The 22,483-nt window shown below is 67.4% G+C and carries 18 protein-coding genes; 12 read left to right on the forward strand and 6 right to left on the reverse strand.

The features are described from left to right. Nucleotides 1-6: 6 nt before the first annotated feature. From DB30_RS06390 to DB30_RS06405, 4 genes are all read right to left on the reverse strand, one after another. Nucleotides 7-1,527: a hydroxymethylglutaryl-CoA synthase family protein gene (locus DB30_RS06390; protein ID WP_052547082.1), complete on the reverse strand. Its 1,521-nt coding sequence runs from the start codon at nt 1,525-1,527 to the stop codon at nt 7-9. Nucleotides 1,528-1,694: 167 nt separating this feature from the next. Beyond that, entirely contained in the window at nt 1,695-2,204 is a 510-nt protein-coding gene (locus DB30_RS06395) for a hypothetical protein (protein ID WP_052547083.1), read from the reverse strand. Nucleotides 2,205-2,308: 104 nt separating this feature from the next. Then, nucleotides 2,309-3,793 (reverse strand): DUF4215 domain-containing protein, encoded by a 1,485-nt coding sequence (locus DB30_RS06400; protein ID WP_052547084.1) that lies wholly within the window; start codon nt 3,791-3,793, stop codon nt 2,309-2,311. A gap of 129 nt (nt 3,794-3,922) precedes the next feature. Continuing rightward, nucleotides 3,923-4,948 (reverse strand): sigma-54 interaction domain-containing protein, encoded by a 1,026-nt coding sequence (locus tag DB30_RS06405; protein ID WP_240480178.1) that lies wholly within the window; start codon nt 4,946-4,948, stop codon nt 3,923-3,925. A 138-nt stretch (nt 4,949-5,086) separates the two neighbouring features. On the opposite strand from DB30_RS06405, the gene DB30_RS06410 reads away from it, so the two are divergent. The 12 genes from DB30_RS06410 to DB30_RS06465 all read left to right on the forward strand — a co-directional run bounded on the left by DB30_RS06410 (nt 5,087) and on the right by DB30_RS06465 (nt 20,244). Continuing rightward, a complete protein-coding gene (locus DB30_RS06410; protein WP_052547086.1) occupies nt 5,087-6,826 on the forward strand; it encodes a SulP family inorganic anion transporter in 1,740 nt (579 codons plus the stop codon). A gap of 36 nt (nt 6,827-6,862) precedes the next feature. Next, nucleotides 6,863-7,624, forward strand: a complete 762-nt coding sequence (locus tag DB30_RS06415) for a TetR/AcrR family transcriptional regulator (RefSeq protein WP_052547087.1) — start codon at nt 6,863-6,865, stop codon at nt 7,622-7,624. Continuing rightward, the gene (locus DB30_RS06420; protein WP_052547088.1) at nt 7,621-10,272 is read left to right on the forward strand and encodes a phosphoenolpyruvate synthase; all 2,652 of its coding nucleotides are present in this window, start codon (nt 7,621-7,623) and stop codon (nt 10,270-10,272) included. The genes DB30_RS06415 and DB30_RS06420 overlap by 4 nt, the downstream gene beginning before the upstream one ends. A gap of 59 nt (nt 10,273-10,331) precedes the next feature. Next, the gene (locus tag DB30_RS06425) at nt 10,332-10,844 is read left to right on the forward strand and encodes a permease (RefSeq protein WP_146658152.1); all 513 of its coding nucleotides are present in this window, start codon (nt 10,332-10,334) and stop codon (nt 10,842-10,844) included. A 254-nt stretch (nt 10,845-11,098) separates the two neighbouring features. Then, the gene (locus tag DB30_RS06430; RefSeq protein ID WP_052547090.1) at nt 11,099-12,628 is read left to right on the forward strand and encodes a porin; all 1,530 of its coding nucleotides are present in this window, start codon (nt 11,099-11,101) and stop codon (nt 12,626-12,628) included. Between the two features lie 368 nt (nt 12,629-12,996). Beyond that, nucleotides 12,997-13,860 (forward strand): PstS family phosphate ABC transporter substrate-binding protein, encoded by an 864-nt coding sequence (locus DB30_RS06435; protein WP_205632921.1) that lies wholly within the window; start codon nt 12,997-12,999, stop codon nt 13,858-13,860. 28 nt (nt 13,861-13,888) lie between these two features. Next, the gene (locus DB30_RS06440; protein WP_052547091.1) at nt 13,889-14,968 is read left to right on the forward strand and encodes a phosphate signaling complex PhoU family protein; all 1,080 of its coding nucleotides are present in this window, start codon (nt 13,889-13,891) and stop codon (nt 14,966-14,968) included. Nucleotides 14,969-15,052: 84 nt separating this feature from the next. Then, a complete protein-coding gene (gene pstC, locus DB30_RS06445) occupies nt 15,053-15,952 on the forward strand; it encodes a phosphate ABC transporter permease subunit PstC (protein WP_052547092.1) in 900 nt (299 codons plus the stop codon). A 9-nt stretch (nt 15,953-15,961) separates the two neighbouring features. Then, the gene (gene pstA / locus DB30_RS06450) at nt 15,962-16,831 is read left to right on the forward strand and encodes a phosphate ABC transporter permease PstA (protein WP_146658153.1); all 870 of its coding nucleotides are present in this window, start codon (nt 15,962-15,964) and stop codon (nt 16,829-16,831) included. Nucleotides 16,832-16,854: 23 nt separating this feature from the next. After that, nucleotides 16,855-17,604 (forward strand): phosphate ABC transporter ATP-binding protein, encoded by a 750-nt coding sequence (locus tag DB30_RS06455; RefSeq protein ID WP_052547111.1) that lies wholly within the window; start codon nt 16,855-16,857, stop codon nt 17,602-17,604. Beyond that, nucleotides 17,597-18,406, forward strand: a complete 810-nt coding sequence (locus tag DB30_RS06460; protein WP_052547093.1) for a phosphate ABC transporter ATP-binding protein — start codon at nt 17,597-17,599, stop codon at nt 18,404-18,406. Before DB30_RS06455 ends, DB30_RS06460 begins: the two co-directional genes overlap by 8 nt. Nucleotides 18,407-18,435: 29 nt before the next feature. Next, entirely contained in the window at nt 18,436-20,244 is a 1,809-nt protein-coding gene (locus DB30_RS06465) for a HAMP domain-containing sensor histidine kinase (RefSeq protein ID WP_052547094.1), read from the forward strand. 128 nt (nt 20,245-20,372) lie between these two features. Here DB30_RS06465 and DB30_RS06470 read toward each other — a convergent pair whose 3' ends face one another. Together DB30_RS06470 and DB30_RS06475 are read right to left on the reverse strand one after the other, a co-directional pair. Then, nucleotides 20,373-21,539 carry a hypothetical protein gene (locus DB30_RS06470; RefSeq protein WP_052547095.1) on the reverse strand — a complete coding sequence of 389 codons (1,167 nt, stop codon included), beginning with the start codon at nt 21,537-21,539 and terminating at the stop codon, nt 20,373-20,375. Nucleotides 21,540-21,647: 108 nt separating this feature from the next. After that, the gene (locus tag DB30_RS06475) at nt 21,648-21,974 is read right to left on the reverse strand and encodes a hypothetical protein (RefSeq protein ID WP_052547096.1); all 327 of its coding nucleotides are present in this window, start codon (nt 21,972-21,974) and stop codon (nt 21,648-21,650) included. Between the last annotated feature and the right edge of the window lie 509 nt (nt 21,975-22,483).

Genomic DNA, 22,483 nt, shown 5'->3' on the forward strand with positions numbered 1-22,483 from the left:
GCGACGTCAGGCCAAATGGGTCCGTTCCGCCGACGTTGGGCCCCGGTACTCGTAGTACTCGATGCCGATGTCCTGGAACGCGTCTTCGTTGCTCGCCCCGACCTCGCGGACAGCAAAGGCATCGCTGGCGTTAGCCAGGCCGGCTGCCGGGCGGCCGTCGTGGAGGGCCTCGTACTGGTCACGATCGAGCGCGTGGCTGGACTCCAGCGCCCGCGCAAAGCCGATCCGCGCGGCGGCGCGCTGCCAGCCGGGGACCACGGTCGCCGGGATCGCTTCGGCCGCGTCGCCGCTCCCATAGCCGACCAGCAACATCGGCTTGCCGGCGAGCTCGAGCCCGCGGCAGAGCGCGTCCTCGAACGCCGCCGCCAGCCAGGCCGGCAGCGACGCGGTGTAGAGGTTGCCGACGTCACGCACGAGCTCACTGCCGAGACTGAGCTTGGCGGCCTGGAACTCGCGAAACCACGCCGAACCGCGCAGCTGCTTGGCAACCGCCGTGACGGCCGCGAAGGGATCGTGATCGGGCCCGTGCGCTGCGACTGCGTCGCGGAGATCGAAGCTGGCGGCGGCGTGGAGCTCGACCTGCGCGCGGACCTGTTCGGGGTCGACCCCGGCCGCGAGCGCGAGCTCGTCGAGCTGGCCGGGCGCGGCCCGATCGCGGGCGATGTCGAAGGTCAGCGCGGTCGCGAGGGCCGTGATCGGCAGCTGTTGATAGGGCCGATGAAACACGGCCGCCGCGAGCTCGGCGTAGAAGCTGCGCCGCTCGACGTCGAGACCGGCGAACATCCCGTCGAGCGCGGCGATGATCTGGTCGACGTAGCAGGTCGTCGAGTACTTGCCGTTGAACACGGGGAAGTCGCGGGCCCGCTCACCGCTGGCTCGGTAGTTGGGCATGAAGTGGCGGGCGAACGGCTTGCGGAAGTCGTAGCCGCGGTAGCGCGAGGCCGAGCCGGCGTGCTCGAGGTCGAGCGCGAGCAGCTTGGGCGCGGCTTCGAGCAAGAACGCGACGGCTCCGGCCCCCTGGGTCTGCTCGCCCGAGCTCCCGCGCTGGTACTCGGCGATGTCCGAGCTGACGACGATCGCGACCTGGTCGCGGCCGTCGGCGGCCAGGTAGCGGGCGGCGGCCTTGGTCGCATAGATCCCACCAAGGCAGGCGTGCTTGAACTCGGGGACCTCACAGCTACGCGCGATGCTCGGCAAGCCGAGGCCGCGCAGGGCGTCGTCGACCATGCCTCGGACGATCACGGCTCCGGCCGCGTTGTCCGTCGACGACTCGGTCCCGAGCGCGAGCATGCCGATCCGCCGCGGGTCGACCCGGTTGTCTCGGATCAGCCGAAGCACCGCGCTCGCGGCCATGGTGTAGGCGTTTTCTTCGGGCCCGCAGACCCGGAAGCTGCGCCCGACCACGGCCGCGACCTTGGGCCAGGTCGCGTCGGTCCACTCGCACCAACGCTCGAGGTCGACGCGGTGACGGGGGACGTAGATCGAGATGGCGCTGATGCCTGGGTGCCTGGCGTGCACGGAGTCCATGGCCCGGGCTGTACGCGCGCTCGACCGCGATTGAATAGAGAACTGGGTCACGCGCAACGCCGCGCGGGCTCGAGGGGTGGTTGGAATCACGTTCGCCGTGGCGGCGAAGCGACACCGAGCGGTTCACACCGCAGCGAAGATCCCTGCGCGCCCGGCCGGTCCAACCCTCAGGGTGACGCGGGCGTGACCAGGCGATGGCCCGCGACCGAGATCTCGATCTTGGTCGCGCGCTCGAAGAACAGCTTCCACGAGTCGCCTTTGGCGCCCGTGAACAAGCCGTAGACCCCGACCCCCTCCGGCTGCGCGGCAAACTCCAGATCCAGCGCATAGCCTTCCCCCGGAAACACCACGACGTCCCCGACCTCCACCATCACGCGCGCCTGCGAGCTCGACCGGCTCCGCGCTGGCATCGGTCCACCCAGCACACCGTGCGGCTCCGTCTGCGGCGTGCTCGAACCAGCGAGGGCGGCGCGCTCGGCCTTGCGCGCGGTGAAGGTCGTCGTGCACGAGACCGAGGCGCCGGTCTCGATCGCCGTCTTTGGCTCGAGCGGGCCGTGGATCCGCCAGCTCACCGCGTCGGGCGGACGAACGCCCAAGACCAAGCGTGGCGGGGGCGCCTGCTCTTCGGCCGCGTCGTCTGGCTCGACTGGCGCGGCCGCGACCTCGCTCGTCGCCACGTCTCGGTCTCAGTCTCCTCGGGCGGCACCTGCGTGACCCTAACACGAACCCGGTCCAGATCCCGCCCGAAGCCAAGCTTCGGGCGGGCGATCGGACAGCGCGGTTACTGCTGGAAGCAGTAGAGCGGCGCCGTGACCGTACAGGCCGCCGCCGCGTTGCACACCGACCAGGTCGAGTCGGTCGTCGTGTTGCGGCCAACCGCCCCGGTGCTGTTCGTCGAGGTGAAGTCGCTACAAGTATTCGCGCCCGCCGTACCGTCGGCGTTGGTCCCCGTCCAGGTCATGCGATTGCTATTGTTGCAGCTGATGCTCGCAGCCGTCGGGGTCCCGTTGGTCTCGGTCTTGTTGAACGAGGTGTCCAGCGTGCCGTCGGTCAGATCGGCCCAATCGTCGGCGATCTTGTTCCCATTGGTCATCTCGTAGCGCACGCTGGACTGCACGAAGCGGGTCGAGGGCGAGCCCTGAGCGGTCGAGATCCACGCCATGTAGGTGCCGGGGAGGTTCGCCGCGGCCGCCCGCAGGTTGCAGATCGCGTCGGCGCCGTCGAGGCCGCCAAGGTCACCCATGTGGGTCGTGGAGGTCACGAACACCATGCGCTTCTCCCACAGGCAGCTGTCCGAGCAGCCGTCGCCCGGGTTCACATCGCCAAAGTCGCACTCTTCATTCAGCTGGACGACGTTGTCACCACATTGCGCCGCGACGCAAGTATTGCTGCAATCATCATTGTCGACGTCGTTGCCGTCGTCGCACTCTTCGACGTTGGCGTGGACAAACCCGTCACCGCAGACCGCGGCCACGCAGTCCCCAACGCAGGCGTCGTCGTTGCTCATGTTGCCGTCGTCGCACGCTTCAACCCCAGCGTGGAGCGAGCCGTCACCGCAGACCGCGTTCGTGCACGCGTTGGTGCAGTCGTCGGTGTCGTCCATGTTGGCGTCGTCGCACTCTTCCGCGCCGTCTTGAATGATCATGTCGCCGCACACCGCCGCGAGGCACCCGCTGGTGCACGCGTCGGTGTCGATGTCGTTGCCGTCATCACACTCCTCGACGCCGTCTTGCGTGACCATGTCGCCGCACACCGCCAGCGCGCACAGGTTGGTGCACTCATCGGTGCTCACGTCGTTGCCGTCGTCGCACTCCTCACCGTCGTGGAGGACCCCGTCGCCACAGCTCTCGAGCAGGCACAAGATGCTACAGCCGTCGCCATCTTCGTCGTTGCCGTCGTCACAGCCCTCGACGCCGGTCTGGGTGATGCCGTCCCCACACTCGGCGTTCATGCACTTGTTGGTGCACGCGTCAGTGTCGAGGTCGTTGCCGTCGTCGCACTCTTCGCCGGGGTCGACGTTGCCGTCGCCGCACAGGCCCGGGTCGCCGTCGCCGTCGCCGTCGCCGTCGCCGTCTCCGTCGCCGTCTCCGTCGCCGTCTCCGTCGCCGTCGCCGTCGCCGTCGCCGTCGCCGTCTCCAGGATCACCGTCGCCGTCGCCGTCGCCGGTCGTGTCGGTCGCCGTCTGCGTTGTCTCGGCCGGTTGATCATCAGAGCAGGCAAGCACCAGGGTGCAGGTAAGCAAGGACGTCAGGGGTAGGTAGCGCATGCCGCAGTGGATGCGAATTCGGGTCGGCGAGTCCAGTCAAATTCGAGCCAGCCCTCCAACACTTCGCTACGACCCGGCCTGCGCGGTGATCGCTCCGCCGGTCGGCCACCGCAACCGTGGACCGCCAGCTCAGCCGCCGAGCTCGAGCTCTCGCATCTTTCGCCACAGCGTCGTCCGGCTGATGCCGAGTAGCTCCGCCGCCCGGCTCTTGAGCCCCTTCGCGATCCGCAGCGCCTCGAGGATCCGCGCGCGCTCGTCGTCGGCGGGCGAGATCGTGTAGGGATGGATCCGCGTGGTCCGGGGCGGCGGCTCGCCGCGCAGCTCGGGCGGCAGCTCCTGGCCCTCGAGCACCTCGCCCTCACCGATCGCAAACACATACTCGATCACATTGCGCAGCTCACGAACATTGCCCGGCCAGTGATAGGCCAACAGCCGCGCGTGGGCGTCGGGGGCGAGGGCCTCGATCTGCCGCCACGGCACATCGTCGTCTTCATGGTTCCCGCGCTGGCGCTGATCTGCCCGCGCGTTGAACTGCCGGATGAAGTGCCAGATCAGCGTCTCGATGTCGCCCTCGCGCTCGACCAAGGGCGGCAAGAACAGCGGGACCACGCGAATCCGATACATCAGATCCTCACGAAAGCGCCGCTGCTCCACCTCGTCTCGCAGCGACTTGTTGGTGGCCGCCAGCAAGCGCACGTCGACCTGGACCGGCTCGGTCCCGCCGATCGGCACGAAGGTGCGCTCTTGCAGGACCCGCAGCAGCCGGGCCTGAATGTCGGGCGACAGCTCGGCGACCTCGTCCAAGAACACGGTCCCGCCGTCGGCCAGGGCAAACAAGCCCGCGCGCTCGCGGATCGCCCCAGTGAACGCCCCGCGCACGTGACCGAACAGCTCCGAGGCCGCGAGCTCCGGCGTCAGCGTTGCGCAGTTGATCGCCTTGAATGGCCGCTCGCGCCGCCGCGACAGCCGATGGATCGCGGCGGCGGCCAGCTCCTTGCCGGTCCCGCTCTCGCCGCGGATCAAGATGCTCGCGCCGCTGCGAGCTGCCCGCCGCAGCAGCTCGAAGAACTCGAGCATCTGCGGCGACTGGGTCACGATCCCGTGAAACACAGTGACGTCGAGCTCAGCGGGAACGGGGATCGGGTCGAGCAGCATGCCTGCACCCATTGTTTCCGGGACTGAGCCACGTTGCAACGTGTGCAACGCGATGTCACGGGGCCCGCTCGCGGATCGCATGAACGCGCGAGCGTGACCAAGACAGGGCTTGGCCCGTGGTCTGCACTGGCGTCCACCATGAACGCTCGGACCTGGCTGCCAATCCTGACCTGGCTGCCCAACTACCGCCGCGCTGACTTGCGCAGCGATCTGGCCGCGGGGCTGACCACGGCGATCATGTTGATCCCGCAGGCCATGGCCTACGCGATGCTCGCCGGGTTGCCGCCGATCCACGGGTTGTATGCGGCCACGATTCCGCTGCTGGCCTACGCGGTGTTTGGCAGCTCGCGGCAGCTCGCGGTTGGCCCGGTTGCGATGGACTCGCTGTTGGTCGCGGTCGGGGTCGGTGCGCTGGCCCGCGCGGGGACGCCAGCGTTCATCGCCTACGCGATCTCACTCGCGGCGATGGTCGGCGTGATCCAGCTGGGCATGGGCTTGGCCCGCTTGGGTGCGCTGGTCAACTTCTTGTCGCGCCCGGTGATCAGCGGGTTCACCTCGGCGGCCGCGTTGATCATTGGGTTGTCGCAGCTGCCCCACTTGCTGGGCATCGAGCTGGGCCGCAGCGCCCACGTGCACGAGCTGCTGCTCGCCGCCGCCCAAGCCATTCACCAGACCTCGCTGCCGACCCTGGCGATCGGTCTGGGCAGCGTGGTCGCGCTGGTGCTGCTCGCCCGCCTGCGTCCAAGGTTCCCGCGCGCACTCCTGGTGATGGTCGCAGGGACCGTGCTGGTCTGGGCGCTTGGTCTGGACGCCCGCGGCGTCGCGATTGTCGGCGAGGTCCCGCGCGGGCTCCCTCGACCCGCGCTGCCAAGCCTCGAGCTCTCGACCCTGCGCGAGCTCCTGCCCACGGCCTTCGCCATCGCCTTGGTCTCGTTCATGGAAGCGATCTCGGTCGCGAAGGCGGTCGTCAGCAAGTACGCCAACCCCGACGCCGCCGGCCCCACGCCGCGGGTAGACGCCAACCGCGAGCTGGTCGGGCTTGGCGCGGCGAATCTATTTGGCAGCCTGTTTGGCGGCTACCCGGTCGCGGGTGGGTTCTCGCGCACGGCTGTCAACGCGCAAGCCGGGGCGCGCACGCAGCTCGCTGGCGTGTTCACGGCGCTCGTCGTGATCCTGACCCTGGCGCTGCTGACCCCGCTGTTTCACGACCTGCCCAAGGCCACCCTCGCCGCGATCATCATGACGGCGGTGTTCAGCCTGGTCGACGTGGAGATGGTTCGCAGGCTGTGGACGCTCGAGCGGACCGAGCTTGGCCTGCTGATCCTGACCTTCGTCGGGACCTTGGCGCTGGGCATCGTTCAGGGCCTCGCGATGGGGGTCGCGGGCTCGATGGTGGCCTTCGTGGTCCGCCAGACGCGACCGCACACGGCGGTGCTCGGGCGCCTGCCGGGGACGACGATCTACCGCAACGTCGCGCGGTTTCCCGAGGCCGTCACGGTCCCTGGCATCGTCGCCGTTCGCGTTGACGCGCAGCTCTACTTTGGCAACGTCGAGTTTCTCGAGCGCACGCTCGCGCAGCTGCTCGACCAAGCGGCCGCCAAGGGTCAGGTCACGCGGGCGCTGGTCCTGGACGCGAGCGCGGTCAACCGACTCGACAGCTCGGCCGATCTTGGGCTGCGCGAGCTCGACGACAGCCTGCTCGCCCGCGGGGTCGAGCTGCACTTTGCGGGGGTCAAGGGCCCCGTGCGCGACATGATGCAGCGCTCGGGGCTGGCCGAGCGGCTTGGCACCCGGCGGCTCTGGCCAAGCGTCCACGAGGCGATGACCCAGCTGTGCTCAGGCGCTGAATTCGAAGCGCTTGACACGGCGTGTTACTGATCCATAACATCGCGTACCACCTCACGGAGGGTTGCGATGGACGAGACCGAGACCGAGCAGATCATCGAGGCTGCGCGCGCGCTGGCGAACACCGACGGCGTCGGCAGCCTGACCATGAACGCCGTCGCCCGCCGAGCGGGCATCTCTCGCGCGACGCTGTACCGCCGGTTCGCCAGCAAAGACGCGCTGTTGGACCAGCTGCGCGCGGGCGGGGTCGAGCTCGATGAGCCGGCATCCGCCCGCGAGCGAATCCTTCAGGCCATGCACCAGCGGGTCGGCGTTCAGGGTGATCTCAACGTCACAATCGAAGAGATCGCCCAATTGGCGGGGGTCAGCGTGATGTCGGTGTACCGCAGCTTCGGCGACCGCGACGCCCTGATGACAACCTTCTTGGATCAGCTCAGCCCCCGCGAAGGCGCGCTGCGGCGGATCTCGACGGGCAAGCCGATCGAAGAGGTGCTGGGCTACGTCGCCCGCGCCGGGATCACCATGGCCGAGCGCAGCCCCGGCTTGCTGCTCGCCGCGATGACCGACTCGAGCGCCGCCGCCTCGCTGCAACGCCTACGCGACAGCAACAAGACCACTCGCAAGGTCCTCGCCACCTATTTCAAGGCCGCCTCGGCCCGCGGCGAGCTCGTCAACGAGCACCCCAATGTCTTGGTCGCCTACTGGATGGCGATGACGCTGGCCGAGCCCGTGTTCCTGCGACGCATGGATCCCGACGCCACGATCAACATCGAAGCCAGCGCAACTCGGGTCGTGAACGCGTTCCTGGCCGCCTACGGAGCAAAATCATGACGCACTACACTCTGCCCTTTTCACAGGTCCGGGCGGCGGATCTGCCCCGCGTGGGGGGCAAGGGCGCCAACCTGGGCGAGATGGTCGCGGCCGGCGTCGCGGTCCCCGATGGGTTTTGCGTCACGACCGAAGCCTTTGATGCATTCCTGGCCGCCAGCCCCCACGCCGCGCAGTTAATGGCCCGCGTCGACGCGCTCGAGCCCACCGATCTCGAGGGCGTCCGCGAGCTCGGGGCCCAGCTGCGCGAGCAGCTCGAGGCCACGCCAATCCCCGCCGAGGTCGCCGATCAGATCCGCGCCGCGTTCGCGCAGGTCGAGGGGGATCCCCCGTGGGCCGTGCGCTCGTCCGCGACGCTCGAGGATCTCGCCGAGGCCTCGTTCGCAGGCCAGCAAGACACCTATTTGAACGTGCGCGGGCTCGACCGCCTGCTCGATCGGGTGCGCGCGTGCTGGGCCAGCTTGTTCACGGATCGAGCGATCTCGTATCGGCGTCAGCACGGCTTTGGCTCCGACATCGCCAAGCTCAGCGTGGTCGTACAGCGCATGGTCCAGTCCGAGATCTCGGGCATCATGTTCACCGCCGACCCGCTCAGCGGGCACCGCGGCGTGGCCTCGATCGACGCGAGCTGGGGTCTGGGCGAGGCGCTGGTCTCGGGCATCGTCGAGGCCGACAATTACCGCGTCGATCGCCGCAGCGGCGCGCTGCTTCACCAGCGGCTCGGCGCCAAGGCGATTGAGATCGTCGGCACCAGCAGCGGCACCGAGCAGCGCGACGTGGCCCCCGAGCGACGGGCCACGCGGGCGCTGGACAATTCGCAGCTGGGGGCGTTGATCGAGCTCGCCGGCCGCGTCGAGGACCACTACGGCACACCGCAGGACATCGAGTGGTGCTTCGAGGGCGGTGAGCTGTTCTTGGTCCAGACCCGGCCGATCACCACGCTGTTTCCGATCCCTGCTGGCGGCGAGGATCAGGGCCTGCACGTCTATGTGAGCATCAGCCACATTCAGGTGATGACCGATCCCATCTTGCCGCTGGGAATTGACACGATCACGCAGGCGTTTCCGGTTGGAAAGCGGAAGATCAACGAGCCCTGCCCGCTGATGCGTCGGGCCGCCGGGCGCATGTACATGGACGTGACCCCCGCGATGCTGCGCGGCGTCACCCGCAAGCTGGTCCCCAACGTGATGACGCTCGTCGAATCGCAGATGGCGGGGCTGCTCGAGCAGATCATCGCGCGCAAGGACTTCGCCCAGCGCGACGGTCGGCCCCAGGCAGACCTCGGGTTCTTTGCCAAGGACATGGGGTTTACGCTGGGTCGCAACCTGTTCGCGAGCCTGACCTGGCGCGACCCTGCCGTGAACCGAGCCGCGGTCGAACACTTGGCGCAGACGCTCCCGGACCAGTGGGCGCGACAGATCTCGAGCTCAGGCGACGCGGCCCAGCGGCTGCAGGCCGCGCGCGAGGTCCTGTGGGGGGCGCTGCGCTCGGTGATGCTGGGCGCCTTCCACGTGATGCTGACTGGCATGATCTCGTGGAAGCTGCTCGACAAGCTGTGCGGCAACGACCCGCGCGTCGCCGAGCTCGCCCGCGGCCTCGACGGCAACGTCACCACCCAGATGGATCTCGAGCTCGGCGACCTCGCCGACATCGTGCGGACCCACGACGGCCTGTACGCCCGCCTGTCGGCCGACATCACCGCCCTGCAGCGGCCCACCGAGATCGACGCGCTGGACGGCGCCGCGCAATTGCTGGCTGACTGGCAGACCTTCCTGGCGACCTACGGCCACCGCGCCGTGGGCGAGATCGACATGACCAAGCCCCGCTGGGCCGAGGATCCAAGCAGCTTGCTGCACGCGCTCTCGGGCATGCTGCGCGATCGCAGCATTGGCGGGCATCGGGCCCAGCAACGCGCCACCGAGCAGTCGGCGGATCAGGCCGGCCAGGGGCTGATCGCCAACGCGAAGTTTGGCCGACGCTGGCTGATCCGGCGGCTGATCCCGCGCATGCGCACCGGCCTGTCGCTGCGCGAGCACCCCAAGTTCGTCTTCATGCGCGGGCTGTACCTGGTCCGCGGCGCGATCCTGCAGGTCGCGGAAGACCTGGTCCAGGCCCAGCGCTTGGCCAAAGCCGAGGATATCTGGTGGCTCAACTATGACGACATCGAGCGCGCGGTCGCAGGCGAATCCATGCACGCGCTGGTCGAGTCGCGCCGCCTGGAATACCGCGGCTACGCCAAGCTCCGGCCGCCCCGGGTGATCACCAGCGAGGGCGAGATTCCGCGACCGCCCCGCGCGGCCGCGCTCCCACCGGGCACCTTCGCGGGTGTGTCGGCCTCGGCTGGCATTGTTGAAGGGGTCGCGCGGGTGATCATGGACCCCACCACCGAGGTCATGCACGCGGGCGAGATCCTGGTCGCGCCATTCACCGATCCCGGCTGGACGCCGCTGTTCATCCACGCCTCGGCGCTGGTGATGGAGGTTGGCGGGCTGATGACCCACGGCTCGGTCGTCGCCCGCGAGTATGGGATTCCCGCTGTCGTGGGCCTTGACGACGCGACCCGTCTGATCACCAGCGGCCAGCGGATTCGCGTGGACGGTGACACTGGGATCGTCACGATCCTCTCGAGCGCGGAGCCACAGCAGACGTGAGCGAGACCCCAGCCGCAGACCCATCAACACAACCGCAGACACAGCGCAAACGGGGCGGCATGACCAATGTATTGATCTTCATGGGCGCGCTATTGTTGGTGCTGATTGGCGCGACCTACGTTCGCGCGGGCAGCGAGGGCCTGACGCTAGCGCTTCGCGCCTCGGGCGACACTGGGTTGAAGTTCCTCCCGGTGCTCGTGCTCGCAATCGCAATGATGGGATTCATCGAGGTGTTGCTGCCCCAGCAGGTCGTCGAGCGCTGGCTCTCGGACGCCTCGGGGCCGCGCGGGATCGTGATCGCCACCCTCGCCGGCATCGCAACGCCCGCCGGCAGCCTGGTCGGGCTGCCGCTCGCGGCAGGGCTCGCGAAGGCGGGCGCGGGCGCGGCGGTCGTCGTCACCTACCTCGTGTCGTTCAGCTTGCTCTCGCTGATCCGGCTGCCGATCGAAGTCGGGATCCTTGGCCCGCGACTGACCGCGCTGCGCGTGCTCGCGTGCTTGCTGCTACCGCCGCTCGCGGGCCTGATCACGCTGGTGATCGCGCCAGCATTCGCGCGCTTCACACCAGGCTGAGACACCCACGTATACGGGTACTCGATGGCCGCGCGGTATCGTGTGTGTGTCAGGACTGTGACAACTCCAATGTGGTGATTCGCGTGATTTGCGTGACTCACCCATCGTGTCAGGATGGAAACTGGATCGCGTCAAACTGGCTGAGCTCAGGTTACAGAGCTTGATCTTGGTAACAACGACACCGTGCTGTGACGGTGCCGTGACACTTGCTGAGTAGCTTCGCCGCGATTCGGGCCTTGCCTGATTGGAGACTGGTGAACCTCTCGATTCTGTCGTTGTTCTCGCTGCTATCGTTGGCACCACCCGCCGACGCCGCTGCTTCTCAACCCGACGCGCCAGTCGCGGTCACACCCGAGACCGACTCCAGCTCAACGCCAGCGCCCGAGCAGCCCGAGCAGCCCGTTCCCAGCGTGGACGCGCCGGAACCGGAACCGGAACCGGAACCCGCGCCAGCCCCCGTCCCCGCGACCCCAGAGCCCGTCGAGGCACCCGCGGAACCCGCGTCCGAGGACCCGGGCCAGGGCCCCCCAGTACAGACCGCCAAGCCAAAGGCCGATGAAGATGAAGTCTCCCCGCTGGTCCCCAACAAGCAGTGGGCGCTCACGCAAGACGTCCCGATCAACGCCCAGAACATCCGGTTTCGGCCGGGGAAGGGCCTGACCTTCGCCAGCAAGGACGACAAGTACAAGCTCGCGATGGGCCTGCGGGTCCAGATGCTCTACACGCTCGACCACGACAACGACGCGGCCCCCGACGTGGAGCCGGTCACACACACGTTTCAGCTTCGGCGCGCGCGCCTGGCCTTTCAGGGCAACGTGTTTGGCGAGCACAACAAGTACAAGCTCGAGCTCTCGTTCTCGCCGCGCGACATCTCGCTCAAGAACAGCACCGCCAAGTTCACGATCCTCCGCGACTTCTACGTGGAGTTCGACTACCTGCGAAATCTGACGGTCCGCGTGGGTCAGTACAAGCTGCCCTACAGCCACCAACGCGTGATCTCGTCGGGCAAGCTGCAGCTGGTCGATCGTTCAATCGTGGGCTCCGAGTTCGACCTCGACCGCGACATCGGCATCGACATCCGCTCGAAGGACTTCTTGGGCGTCAAACGGCTGCGCTACTACGCGGGCGTGTACATGGGTGGCGGACGCGACAACTACACGCTCGAGCCCGTCGCCGGCCGCGGTGGCTTGGTCTACATCGCCCGGATCGAGGTCGCGCCCTTCGGGCAGTTCGACGACTACACCGAGGGCGACTTCGACCGGACCAAGAAGCCGCGGCTGTCACTGGGTGTCGCGTACTCGTACATGGACGACGCCGTGGTCAACCGCGGGACCAAGGGCAGCACGCCGACAGACGGCGGCACCACCGACTACCACAACGCCAACGCCGGCCTGCAATTCAAGGTCCTTGGCCTGGCGATCTCGGGCGAGTTCTTCTGGCGGCAAGGTCGACGCCACGTCGGCGACGCCGAGGTCGAGGACGAGCTGGGCAACCTGGTCCTGGCCCCGATCGAGGCCCCACGCAACGGGCTGGGTTGGTTCGTGCAGGCCGGCTACATGATCCCCCACGCACCGATCGAGGTGGCCGCGCGCTACAGCGAGATCCGAGCGCTGGGCACCGAGACCGAGACCGCGATCAGCGATCGTCGCGAAGCTGGCGGCGGGCTCAGCTGGTACATCGCCGGCCACCCCTACAAGCTGCAGGCCGACTACTTTCGAATCTGGGATGACGCGATCGGCCGCGGGCTCGATGAGATCCGCGTGCAGGCGCAGATCTCGTTCTGAGGGCGAACTCCATGAGCGTGATCTCGCTGTGCGGTAATTTCGCGTACGCAGGCGTCTCGGCAAAGTTCGCGCGGCGCCGCGATCGGCACCCGCGCCGGAGCGGTGAACGCGACCGAGATCCCGTTCGTGCGGAAAATCGTGAGCGCGGCGGTGCCCCGCTTCAGGCCCGCGTGGCGGCCAGGCGCGGGCCGTTTGCGACAAAGTGTTACATCTGTGTGCCAGCCAAGAATCGGGCTGTCCCCGCGACGAGGCTTGAGTACCTTCCCCCCGTCATGCGCAACCAGACTCCGCTCCTCAGTTTTCGGCTCGGGCGAGAGCTTCTCGCCGGCTTGCGAACGCCTTCGTGGACTGGTTCACCCTGGGCAGCGGTGTCCGTTGCCGCCCTCGCCATGCTGGTCGGCAGCGCCTGTGGTCGCGGGTCTTCCGGGCGCACCGTGATTCAGAACAAGGGCTCGGACACCCTGGTCAACGTGGCGCAAGCCTGGGCAGAAGAGTACGCCAAGGTCGAGCCGAACACGGTCATCGCCGTCACCGGTGGCGGCTCGGGCACCGGCATCTCGGCGATGATCAACGGCACCGTCGACATCGCCAACTCCTCGCGCCAGATGAAGAACGAGGAGATCGAGCTGGCCAAGAAGAACGGGGTCGAGCCGATCGAGCACGTCGTTGGCTACGACGCCCTCGCGGTGTTCGTTCACGAGGACAACCCCCTCAAAGAGATCACGATCGCCCAGCTCGCCAGCATCTATGGCGAGGGTGGCGGCGTCGAAAAGTGGAGTCAGCTGGGCATCACCGTGCCGGGCTGCTCGAGCGACGAGATCGTGCTGGTCAGCCGCCAGAACAACTCCGGTACCTACGCCTACTTCCGCGAGGCCGTGCTCGGCAAGACCATCGAGTACAAGCTTGGCTCGCGCGACATGCATGGCTCCAAGGACGTCGTGGACCTGGTCGAGAAGACCCCCTGCGCGATCGGCTACAGCGGCTTGGCCTACGCCACGGACAAGCTCGCGATGCCCTGTGTCAAGAAGGACGACGGGGCCCCCTGTGTCGCGCCGACGATCGCCACCGCCAGCGATGGCTCGTACCCGATCGCCCGCCCGCTGCTCATGTACACAGCCGGCAAGCCAACCGGTGCGCTCGAGAAGTACCTCACTTGGGTTCTGAGCGACACGGGGCAGTGTATCATGCAGGCGAAGGGCTACGCCCCCGTGAAGGCTGTCAGCTGCGGGTAGCGTCCCACAGCGCAGCGAGCCACCACAGATGTCACACTACGAACGCCGACTCTCTGAAGATCTCGAGGCGATCCGCAACGCGATCGACCTCGTCGGTAAAGACGTCGCCTCGGGGCTCGAGCGCTGCGTCCGGGCGGTCCGCACCGAAGACCGCGACATGCTGTACCAGATCGCGGTCGACGACCTCGCGATCAACCGGCAGATCCGCGAGATCGACGAGCTGTGTCACGCCTTCGTCGCTCGGCATCTACCCGCCGCCAGGCACCTGCGCTTCATCTCGTCGGTGCTGCGGCTCACGATCGCGCTCGAGCGCGCGGGCGACTACGCGGTGACGATCAGCCGGGTCGTGCTTCAGCTCGAGAACGCGCTCTCGGACGACCTGGTCAAGCAGATCGGCGACATGGCCGAGATGGCCTGGGCCATGCTCGCCGACGCCGTGCGTGCGTTCTTGGAGGCCGACGTCGAGCTCGCGCGGGCGACCAAGCGGGTCGGCAAGCGGATCGATCGCCAATACGACGAGCGCTTCCAAGACCTGATCGAAGGTGCGACCCAGCGTCCGGCCCTGCAGCAGGCCTCGCTGCTCAAGATCTTTGGCAAGATCGAGCGCTTCAGCGACCAAGCCAAGAACATCTGCGACGAGGCCATGTTCGTGGCCACCGGGGAGCTCAAGGCCCCGCGGGTGTTTCGGATCTTGTTCCTGGACGAGCGCAACGATCTGGTCAGCCAGCTCGCGGCCGGGCTCGCAGCCAAGCAGTTCCCCGATCACGGCGTGTACTCCAGCGCCGGCTGGGCAGCAGCGGAGTCCCACGACGGCGACCTCGCCGCGGTCGCCGACCGATTCGCGCTCACGGTCACGCGCCCGCGCCTGATCACCGAGCTGGCCGAGTCGCCGGTCGAGTATCACCTCGTCGTAGCGATCAACGTCCCGTCCGAGCACCTGCCGCGCATCCCCTATCACACGATCCTCCTGCGCTGGGACGACATCACCGTCCCCCCGGCGAACCTCCCACCAGAGGCCCGCGCCGAGGCCCTGGACGCCCTCGTCCGTGAACTCAGCGCAAACCTGAGCTCCTTGATGGAGCGACTGCGTGGGACTGAGCCCGACTGACGCGCCGCGCTCAGCTGGTCCTGCTCCTCTGGTCTTGCTTCTCTGGTCTTCTTCCCTGGTCTTCCCTGGCCTGTTTCGATTCGCATGCAACACGAAGACGTCCGCGACTTCCACTGGTACGTGGATAAGGCGATGGCAAGCCTGGTGTTCTTGGGGGGGATCTCCGCGATCGTCTTCATCATCGGGATCTTCTTGTTCATCACCCGCGAGGGGTTCGCGTTCATCACCCAGTCGATGGACATCCGCGAGTTCTTCTTCGACCCGGCGTGGCGACCCACGTCGGACTCGAACCCGACCTACGGCGCGTTCGCGCTGATCGCCGGCACCGCCAGCATCACCGGGCTCGCGGTCTTGCTCTCGATCCCGTTCTCGCTGGGCGCCGCGATCTACATCGCGGAGTTCGCCGAGGGTCGGACCCGCGAGATCCTCAAGATCCTCATCGAGCTGCTCGCGGCGATCCCCTCGGTCGTGTGGGGCTTCATCGGGCTGTCGATCATGAACCCGCTGATCATCGACATGTTCGATGTGCCGGTTGGCCTCAACATCCTCAATGCCGGGGTGATCCTCGCCTTGATGGCCGCCCCGATCATGACCACGATCGCCGAGGACGCGCTCAAGGCCGTGCCCGATCGCTATCGTGAGGCCGCCGAAGCGCTCGGGGCCACGCGCTGGCAGGTGACCTTGAAGATCGTGCTGCCCGCGGCCAAGCACGGGCTGATGGCCGCGGTGCTGCTGGGCGTGGGTCGGGGCTTCGGCGAGACCATGGCCGTGCTGATGGCCAGCGGCCACTCGATCAACGTGCCCGACGGGCTGTTCGACTCGGTCCGCGCGCTCACGGCAACCATCGCCGCCGAGCTTGGCGAGACCGCCGTCGGCAGCGAGCACTACCAGGCCTTGTTCACCCTCGGCATCCTGCTGTTCGCCGTCACCTTCATCATCAACCTCACGGCCGACCTGGTCATGCGTGGGATCAAGCGATCCTAGGACCCCACGATGTTCGAATCTACCGAGCTCAACGCCCGCAACTGGCGCATCCAACAAGGGATGCGGCTGCTGTTCTTGGGCATGACGCTGCTGCTGGTCCTGCCCGTGATCATCATCCTCGGGGTGCTGATCTACAAGGGCAGCCCCGCGCTGTCGTGGGCGTTCCTGACCGAGAACCCCACCAACGGCATGACCGCGGGCGGCATCTTTCCGGCGCTGATGGGCACCATCGCGCTGGTCCTCGTCGCCCTGATCGCCTCGATCCCCGTGGGCGTCGCGGCCGCGATCTACCTGAGCGAGTACGCGCCCGACAACTGGCTCACGCGGCTGATCAACCTGGCGATCATCAACCTCGCCGGGGTCCCCTCCATCGTCCACGCGCTGTTTGGGCTGGGCGCGTTCGTGCTGTTCTTTGGGTTTGGCACCAGCATCCTGGCGGCCAGCTTGACCCTCGCAATCATGACCTTGCCGGTCGTGATCGTGTCCACCCGCGAGTCGCTGCAGGCGGTGCCCCAGTCGTTCCGCGAGGCGTGCTGGAACATGGGCGCGACCCGCTGGCAGACCATCGTGCGCGTGGTCCTGCCCAACGCGGTCAGCGGCATCCTCACCGGGATCATCCTCGAGGTCTCGCGCACCGCCGGCGAGACCGCGCCAATCATGTTCACGGGCGCCGCGTTCTTCCTGCCGTTCTTGCCCGAGAGCGTGTTCGACCAGACCATGGCGCTCTCGCTCCACTTGTTCGTTGTCGCCACCCAGGTCCCCAACGTCCCCGAGTCCCTGCCCTACGGCGTCGCGCTGGTGCTGATTGGCATGGTCCTGATCATGAACTCTGCCTCCATCGGCCTGCGGATGGTGCTGCGCAACCGCAAGAAGTGGTGATGAGCGACTCGCCCCCAACACGCATCAAAGAGATCGAGGCGCGCAAGCTCTCGGTCCACTACGGGCGATACACGGCGCTCTCGGGCGCCAACCTCGACGTGTACCGCAACGAGATCTTCGGGATCATTGGTCCGGCGAACAGCGGCAAGACCTCGTTCTTGCGGGTGCTCAACCGCATGGACACCTTCACGCCGGGCATGCACTTCGAGGGCACCGTCATGTACCGCGGCAAGGATCTGCGAGACTGGCGAAACCTCTACGCGCTGCGCCGCAGCGTGGGCGTGGTGTTTCCGCTGCCGGTCGGCCTGCCGCTGTCGGTCTACGACAACGTCGCGCTCGCGCCCCGGCTGCGCGGGGTCCGGGCCAAGGCCGAGCTCGACGTGACCGTTGAAAAATGCCTGCGTCGCGCGGCCCTCTGGGACGAGGTCAAAGACCGGCTGGGCGCGCTTGGCAGCCTGCTCTCGGGTGGCCAGCAGCAGCGGCTCACGATCGCCCGGGCGCTCTCGCAAGAGCCCGATCTGCTGCTGCTCGACGAGTTCTCGATCGCCGTTGACCCGGTCACGACCATGCGCATCGAGGACGTGCTCAAGGAGCTCAAGTCCGAGATGACCATCGTGCTGGTGACCAACCTGACCCAACAGGCCCGGCGCCTGGCCGATCGCACCGCGTTCTTCTTGCAGGGCCAGTGCGTGGAAGTTGGGCCAACCAGCGAGCTGTTCTCTGACCCCAAGCACGAAAAAACCCAAGCCTACATCGAGGGCCGTTTTGGCTGACGCACCCAAGCCGCCCAAGTGCGCGATCCAGACTCGCGGACTGAACCTGTGGTACGGCGACTTTCAGGCGCTGTTCGACGTTGATTTTGACGTCCCCGCCGGCCGGGTCACCGGCCTGATCGGCCCGTCCGGCTGCGGCAAGTCCACGCTGTTGCGCAGCGTCAACCGGATCGTCGAGCGGCTTGGCTACGTGCGCACGACCGGCACGATCGACGTGCTCGGCAACGACATCTTTGGCGCCAACGTCGAGCTGCTGCAGGTCCGCAAGCAGATCGGCATGGTGTTCCAGCGCCCCAACCCGCTGCCCTTGTCGATCCGCGACAACGTGCTGTTTGGCCTGCGCACCCATGGTTCGAGCACGGGCACGGGCGCAGATCACAAATCCAAGCCCACCAAGGCCGAGGAAGCCCAGATCGTCGAGCAGTCGCTGCGCACGGTGCTGCTGTGGGACAAGGTCAAAGATCGCCTGGGCGAGCCGGCGATCCGCCTGTCGCTCGAAGAGCAACAAAAGCTGTGCATCGCCCGGCTGCTGCCGGTCAAGCCCCGCGTGCTGCTCATGGACGAGCCCTGCTCGGCCCTGGATCCCGACGGCACCGCAGCCGTGGAAGAGCTGATCTGGTCGCTCAAGGGCGACTACACGATCCTGATCGTCACCCACAACATGGCCCAGGCCCGCCGCGCCACCGAAGAGTGCGCGTTCATGCTGCACGGCCGCCTGGTCGAGCACACCGAGACCGCCAAGATGTTCGTCTCGCCCAAGAACCAATCGACCGCGGACTACATCGAAGGTCGCTACGGCTGATTGTTGGCGGCGGGTCTCACACGCTGGCGATGAATTTTGGTGTTCGAGCGAAGTTCCTGATCGTCACGATCCTGATCGTGGCCGTCACGGATCTTGCCGCGGGTGTGTACTTGCAGTGGCGGCTCCAGGCCGCGACCGAGCGGCGCATGGAGGTCGAGCTGGCCCGCTTCGCGCGGGCCTCCCGCAACCTGCTCGAGCACGGCGCGTCGGCCAACTCTGACGCGTGGACCGCCGCGGCGATCGACCCACTCGCCGATCAGCTCGGCGCCTCGTTCAACGCCCGCGTCACCGTCGTTCGCGGCGACGGCAAGGTGGTCGGTGACTCCGAGGTGCCGCTGAGCGAGATCGCAGCGGTCGACAACCACGCGAAGCGCCCCGAGGTCCTGGCCGCGGGCGCGGACACCTGCGGCCTGTCGCGGCGCTACAGCAACACGGTCAACACCGAGATGCTGTACTGCGCAATGTTGGCGGGGTCGCCAGATGTCGCGGGCGCGGCGGTGGTTCGGGTCGCCACTCCGCTCGAGACCGTCGGCGACTCCATCGCGGGGATCCGGGCGATCTTGGTGGTCGGCGGGCTGTTGTCGCTGGGCTTGGCGATCGGCGCGGGCCTGGTCGCTTCGCGCATGATGTACGGACGCGTCCGCGAACTCATGGAGGCAGCACGAGCGATGGCAGAGGGTGACAAGGATCGACGCTTACCGATCGCCAGCAGCGACGAATTTGGTGGGCTCGCGGGCTCGCTCAACCGGGTCTCGGAGGAGCTCGAGCGCACGGTCAAGGAGCTGGCAGCCGAGCGCGACCTGTTCGAGACCGTCATCCATTCCATGGACGAGGCCGTGCTCGCGGTCGACAGCGACCAGCGCATCATCTCGAGCAACCGCTCGGCCCGCGAGCTGCTCTCGCCCAGCGCGGAACTGCACGGCCGCCTGTTGCTCGAGGCGTTCCCCATCCCGCAGCTGTCAGAGGTGCTCGACCACGCCGTGCGCGGAGAGGCCCGCAGCATCGACATCACCGTCGAGTCGTCCGCCGGGCTGCGCCACCTGATGGTCCGGGCCACGCCCCAGGGCGAGTCGGGCGGCGCGGTGTTGGTCATGCACGATGTCACCGAGATCCGTCGGCTCGAGACCGTGCGCCGCGACTTCGTGGCCAACGTCTCACACGAGCTGCGCACCCCGGTCAGCATCATCCAGGCCAACACCGAGACCCTGCTGTCGGGCGCGCTCGAAGAGCCGGTCCTGGCCCGGCGCTTCCTCGACGCGATCAGGCGCAACTCCGAGCGGCTTGGCCAGCTGATCTCGGACTTGCTCGACATCTCGCGGATCGAGGCGGGCAAGTACACGATCGAGATGCGCGCGCTGTCGATGGCCTCGGTCGGCCACGCGGTCAGCAAGTCGGTCAGCGAGTCTTGCCGACGGCGAACCGTGACCCTCGAGCTCGACATCGATCCAGATCTGCGGGTGCGCGGGGACGCGAGCGCGCTCGAGCAGATCCTCGTGAACCTGGTCGAGAACGCGGTCAAGTACGGGCCCGAGGGCGGGCTCGTGGAGCTCGGGGCGGTCCGGCAGGGGTCCAGCGTTCGCATCGAGGTGCGCGACCGCGGGCCAGGCATCGCCCCGGATCAGCGCCGCCGCGTGTTCGAGCGGTTCTATCGGGTCGATCCAGGCCGCTCGCGCCACATGGGCGGGACCGGGCTCGGTCTGGCGATCGTCAAGAACTTGAGCGAGGCGATGGGCGGCGAGGTCGGCGTGGATCCGCGCGAGCCGGTCGGGTCATGCTTTTGGGTCCGCCTCGCCGCGTCGGTCGGCGACTCCGACGACGACGACGACGAGTTCGGCTAGCGCCCCCCCTCAACCCCCCTCGAGCGGGTCTCGGTAGATCGTGTCGACTGCCAGGGACACGTTCACCCACCCCCGCTTCGCTGAGCCCCCACGTCCGGGTGCGTGCATCGCGGCGCGCTGGACGAGCCTCACCAGTCGAGGTCATCGCCTGGATCGGGCATGTCCATGTCGTCATCGAGATCGGGACCCGTCACGCAGGTCTCGAACGCGGCGCAGCCAAGCGTCGGCGCGTCGGCGATGCACTTGCGCGCCTGCGGCCGAGTGTAGTCATTGATCATCACGCGGGTCAGCGCGGTGCAGGCCCGCATCTGGCGTTGATACGCGTCGCCCTCTGGCGGCAGCATGCCCGCGCGCTGCGACTCGCACTGCATCTGGATCTCACACAGCTGCCACGCGATCTCATCGTTCTCGGCTCGCTTGACGGCCTTGGCCTGATCGCGGGCCTGCTGGGCTTCGTCGGCGGCCCGCTCGTTGCTCACACACGCGCTGCCGTTCCACACGCTGCCCGGCTGACAGGTCGAGACAATTCCATCGAGGGCGCTGAGCTCGAGCCGCAACAGCGCGCCACACTCGGCCGGCGGCGTCGTGTCGCTTGGCGTCGAGCCCAGGCAGGCGTCAGCGTCGCCGTCGTGATTGAGGATCTCGCGGCTGGCGGTGCTGCGGGCTCCGACCCCAGCAACTTTTTCGACTTCGAGCTCGGTCCCGACCTCTGCGGCGGCGCCCGTGTAGAACTGGAACGCCCCGACCTGCGCCGCCGCGACCACGTGCGTGGCGCCATCGCAGCGACCCTGAAGCTCGCTGATGTCAAAGCGCGCGCGCTGGGCCTCGTAGTTGCCGACCAGCGCCATCGACACGTTGAGCTCACCCGCGGTCGCCAGCTTGGCCTCGAGCGAGACCGCGGTCAGCGGCATGTTGGCGTAGAGTTCGTCGGTCGTTCGGATCGTGATCTGATCACTCTTGCGGGTGATGCCAAGGTAGTCGTAGGCACCCTCCGGCGCCGCGCACTCCCGCAGGACCTCGACCACGCAGCCCTCGTAGCGGACCACGACCAACCCGCGTCGCAGGCGGCTCTCGAGCGAGGCCCGATCGGTCGCCGGCCACTCGATGATCAGCGGCCTCACCATCTGGCCGACGCCACCGCAGCGCGCCGTGGCCAGCTCGTGAGCAGGATCGCCGAGCATGTGCTCGGCCACGTTTTTGCGCTTGCAACCAAGCACCGAGGGCATCGCGCCCACGGCGACACACAGGGCGATGCACGAGAGTGACGAAGCGTGCTTCAGGATCGGGACCGACACCGTGCAAGGGTACAGGCAGGCCCCGCCGAGGTCTTCACGGTGCCATCAGCTCGGGCGCGACCGCCCGCTGACTTGCCCGAGCGCAGCGCGTGATGCTCGCAGATCCAGTCAAGCGCCCAGCTGATAGCCGTGCCCGCGCGACTTCCAAGTGCGCGTGATCTTCTTGGCTGCGGCCAGTCGCTGCAGCGCGGTGCGGGCGTCGTGGGTGGTTCCGCCAACGAGCTCGCACACCTCCGACGGTGACAGCGGCTCGTCGGCGTCACGCAGGGCCTCGAGGATCCGCGCGTCGTAGGTCTCGCGCAGCCGGGCCTTGCTGTGCAGCTCGACCGCGTCCTCGTTGGCCTCGCCGTCGCAGCACTCGGCGATCGTCAAGGTCCCGAGCAAGCGCCCGGTTCGTCCGGTCTCTACCAGCGCCAGCAGCTCGGATATGGGCATGCTCGCAGAGCCACGGACAATTTTTATGAGTCCCTGCCGCTCGGCTCGGGCGAAGCGCTCAGCCAGATCGTCCACAGGTGATCATTAACAAGCACTCGTCGGATCCTGTCAATCGCTGGTCGAACCACAGGCTCACGAAGTGCGCGCAAACATGGAATCTGAATAGTGCGCGGAGTGCCCCGAATCGACGCCGCAAATTTGGTGCACATCTGAACTCGAGAGTCTCGGGTGCCGCGCCATGGTCGCCCTGCGCGCGTTGTTCGAAGTCGCGCCTCATGCGCCAGGCCGGCTCAGCGCTCCAAACTTCCACTCCATACCTGGACGCCTGATGCGGCCCACCCAAATGAACGTGAGAGCGGTCTCGTTGGTGATCGCGCAACAAATGGGGGAGATCCGAGATCCATGGCCCGTGATTTGCTTCTCAAATTGCCTCTAAATTGCCGTGCGGCGCCGACTTCGTCGGCATTTTCGCTGCCGAGCGCCAAGTTCGTGGGATGTCGCACCGCTGT

Origin of the sequence: Enhygromyxa salina (assembly GCF_000737335.2) — a bacterium.
In the GTDB taxonomy this organism is placed as follows: Bacteria; Myxococcota_A; Polyangia; order Nannocystales; family Nannocystaceae; genus Plesiocystis; species Plesiocystis salina_C.

What these genes read in the sequence shown, in the direction of transcription:
- DB30_RS06390 (WP_052547082.1), bottom strand. Translation starts at nt 1,527, where the DNA reads ATGGACTCCGTGCACGCCAGGCACCCAGGCATCAGCGCCATCTCGATC.
- DB30_RS06400 (WP_052547084.1), bottom strand. Translation starts at nt 3,793, where the DNA reads ATGCGCTACCTACCCCTGACGTCCTTGCTTACCTGCACCCTGGTGCTT.
- DB30_RS06405 (WP_240480178.1), bottom strand. Translation starts at nt 4,948, where the DNA reads ATGCTGCTCGACCCGATCCCCGTTCCCGCTGAGCTCGACGTCACTGTG.
- DB30_RS06410 (WP_052547086.1), top strand. Translation starts at nt 5,087, where the DNA reads ATGAACGCTCGGACCTGGCTGCCAATCCTGACCTGGCTGCCCAACTAC.
- DB30_RS06415 (WP_052547087.1), top strand. Translation starts at nt 6,863, where the DNA reads ATGGACGAGACCGAGACCGAGCAGATCATCGAGGCTGCGCGCGCGCTG.
- DB30_RS06420 (WP_052547088.1), top strand. Translation starts at nt 7,621, where the DNA reads ATGACGCACTACACTCTGCCCTTTTCACAGGTCCGGGCGGCGGATCTG.
- DB30_RS06425 (WP_146658152.1), top strand. Translation starts at nt 10,332, where the DNA reads ATGACCAATGTATTGATCTTCATGGGCGCGCTATTGTTGGTGCTGATT.
- DB30_RS06440 (WP_052547091.1), top strand. Translation starts at nt 13,889, where the DNA reads ATGTCACACTACGAACGCCGACTCTCTGAAGATCTCGAGGCGATCCGC.
- pstC (WP_052547092.1), top strand. Translation starts at nt 15,053, where the DNA reads ATGCAACACGAAGACGTCCGCGACTTCCACTGGTACGTGGATAAGGCG.
- pstA (WP_146658153.1), top strand. Translation starts at nt 15,962, where the DNA reads ATGTTCGAATCTACCGAGCTCAACGCCCGCAACTGGCGCATCCAACAA.
- DB30_RS06465 (WP_052547094.1), top strand. Translation starts at nt 18,436, where the DNA reads ATGAATTTTGGTGTTCGAGCGAAGTTCCTGATCGTCACGATCCTGATC.
- DB30_RS06475 (WP_052547096.1), bottom strand. Translation starts at nt 21,974, where the DNA reads ATGCCCATATCCGAGCTGCTGGCGCTGGTAGAGACCGGACGAACCGGG.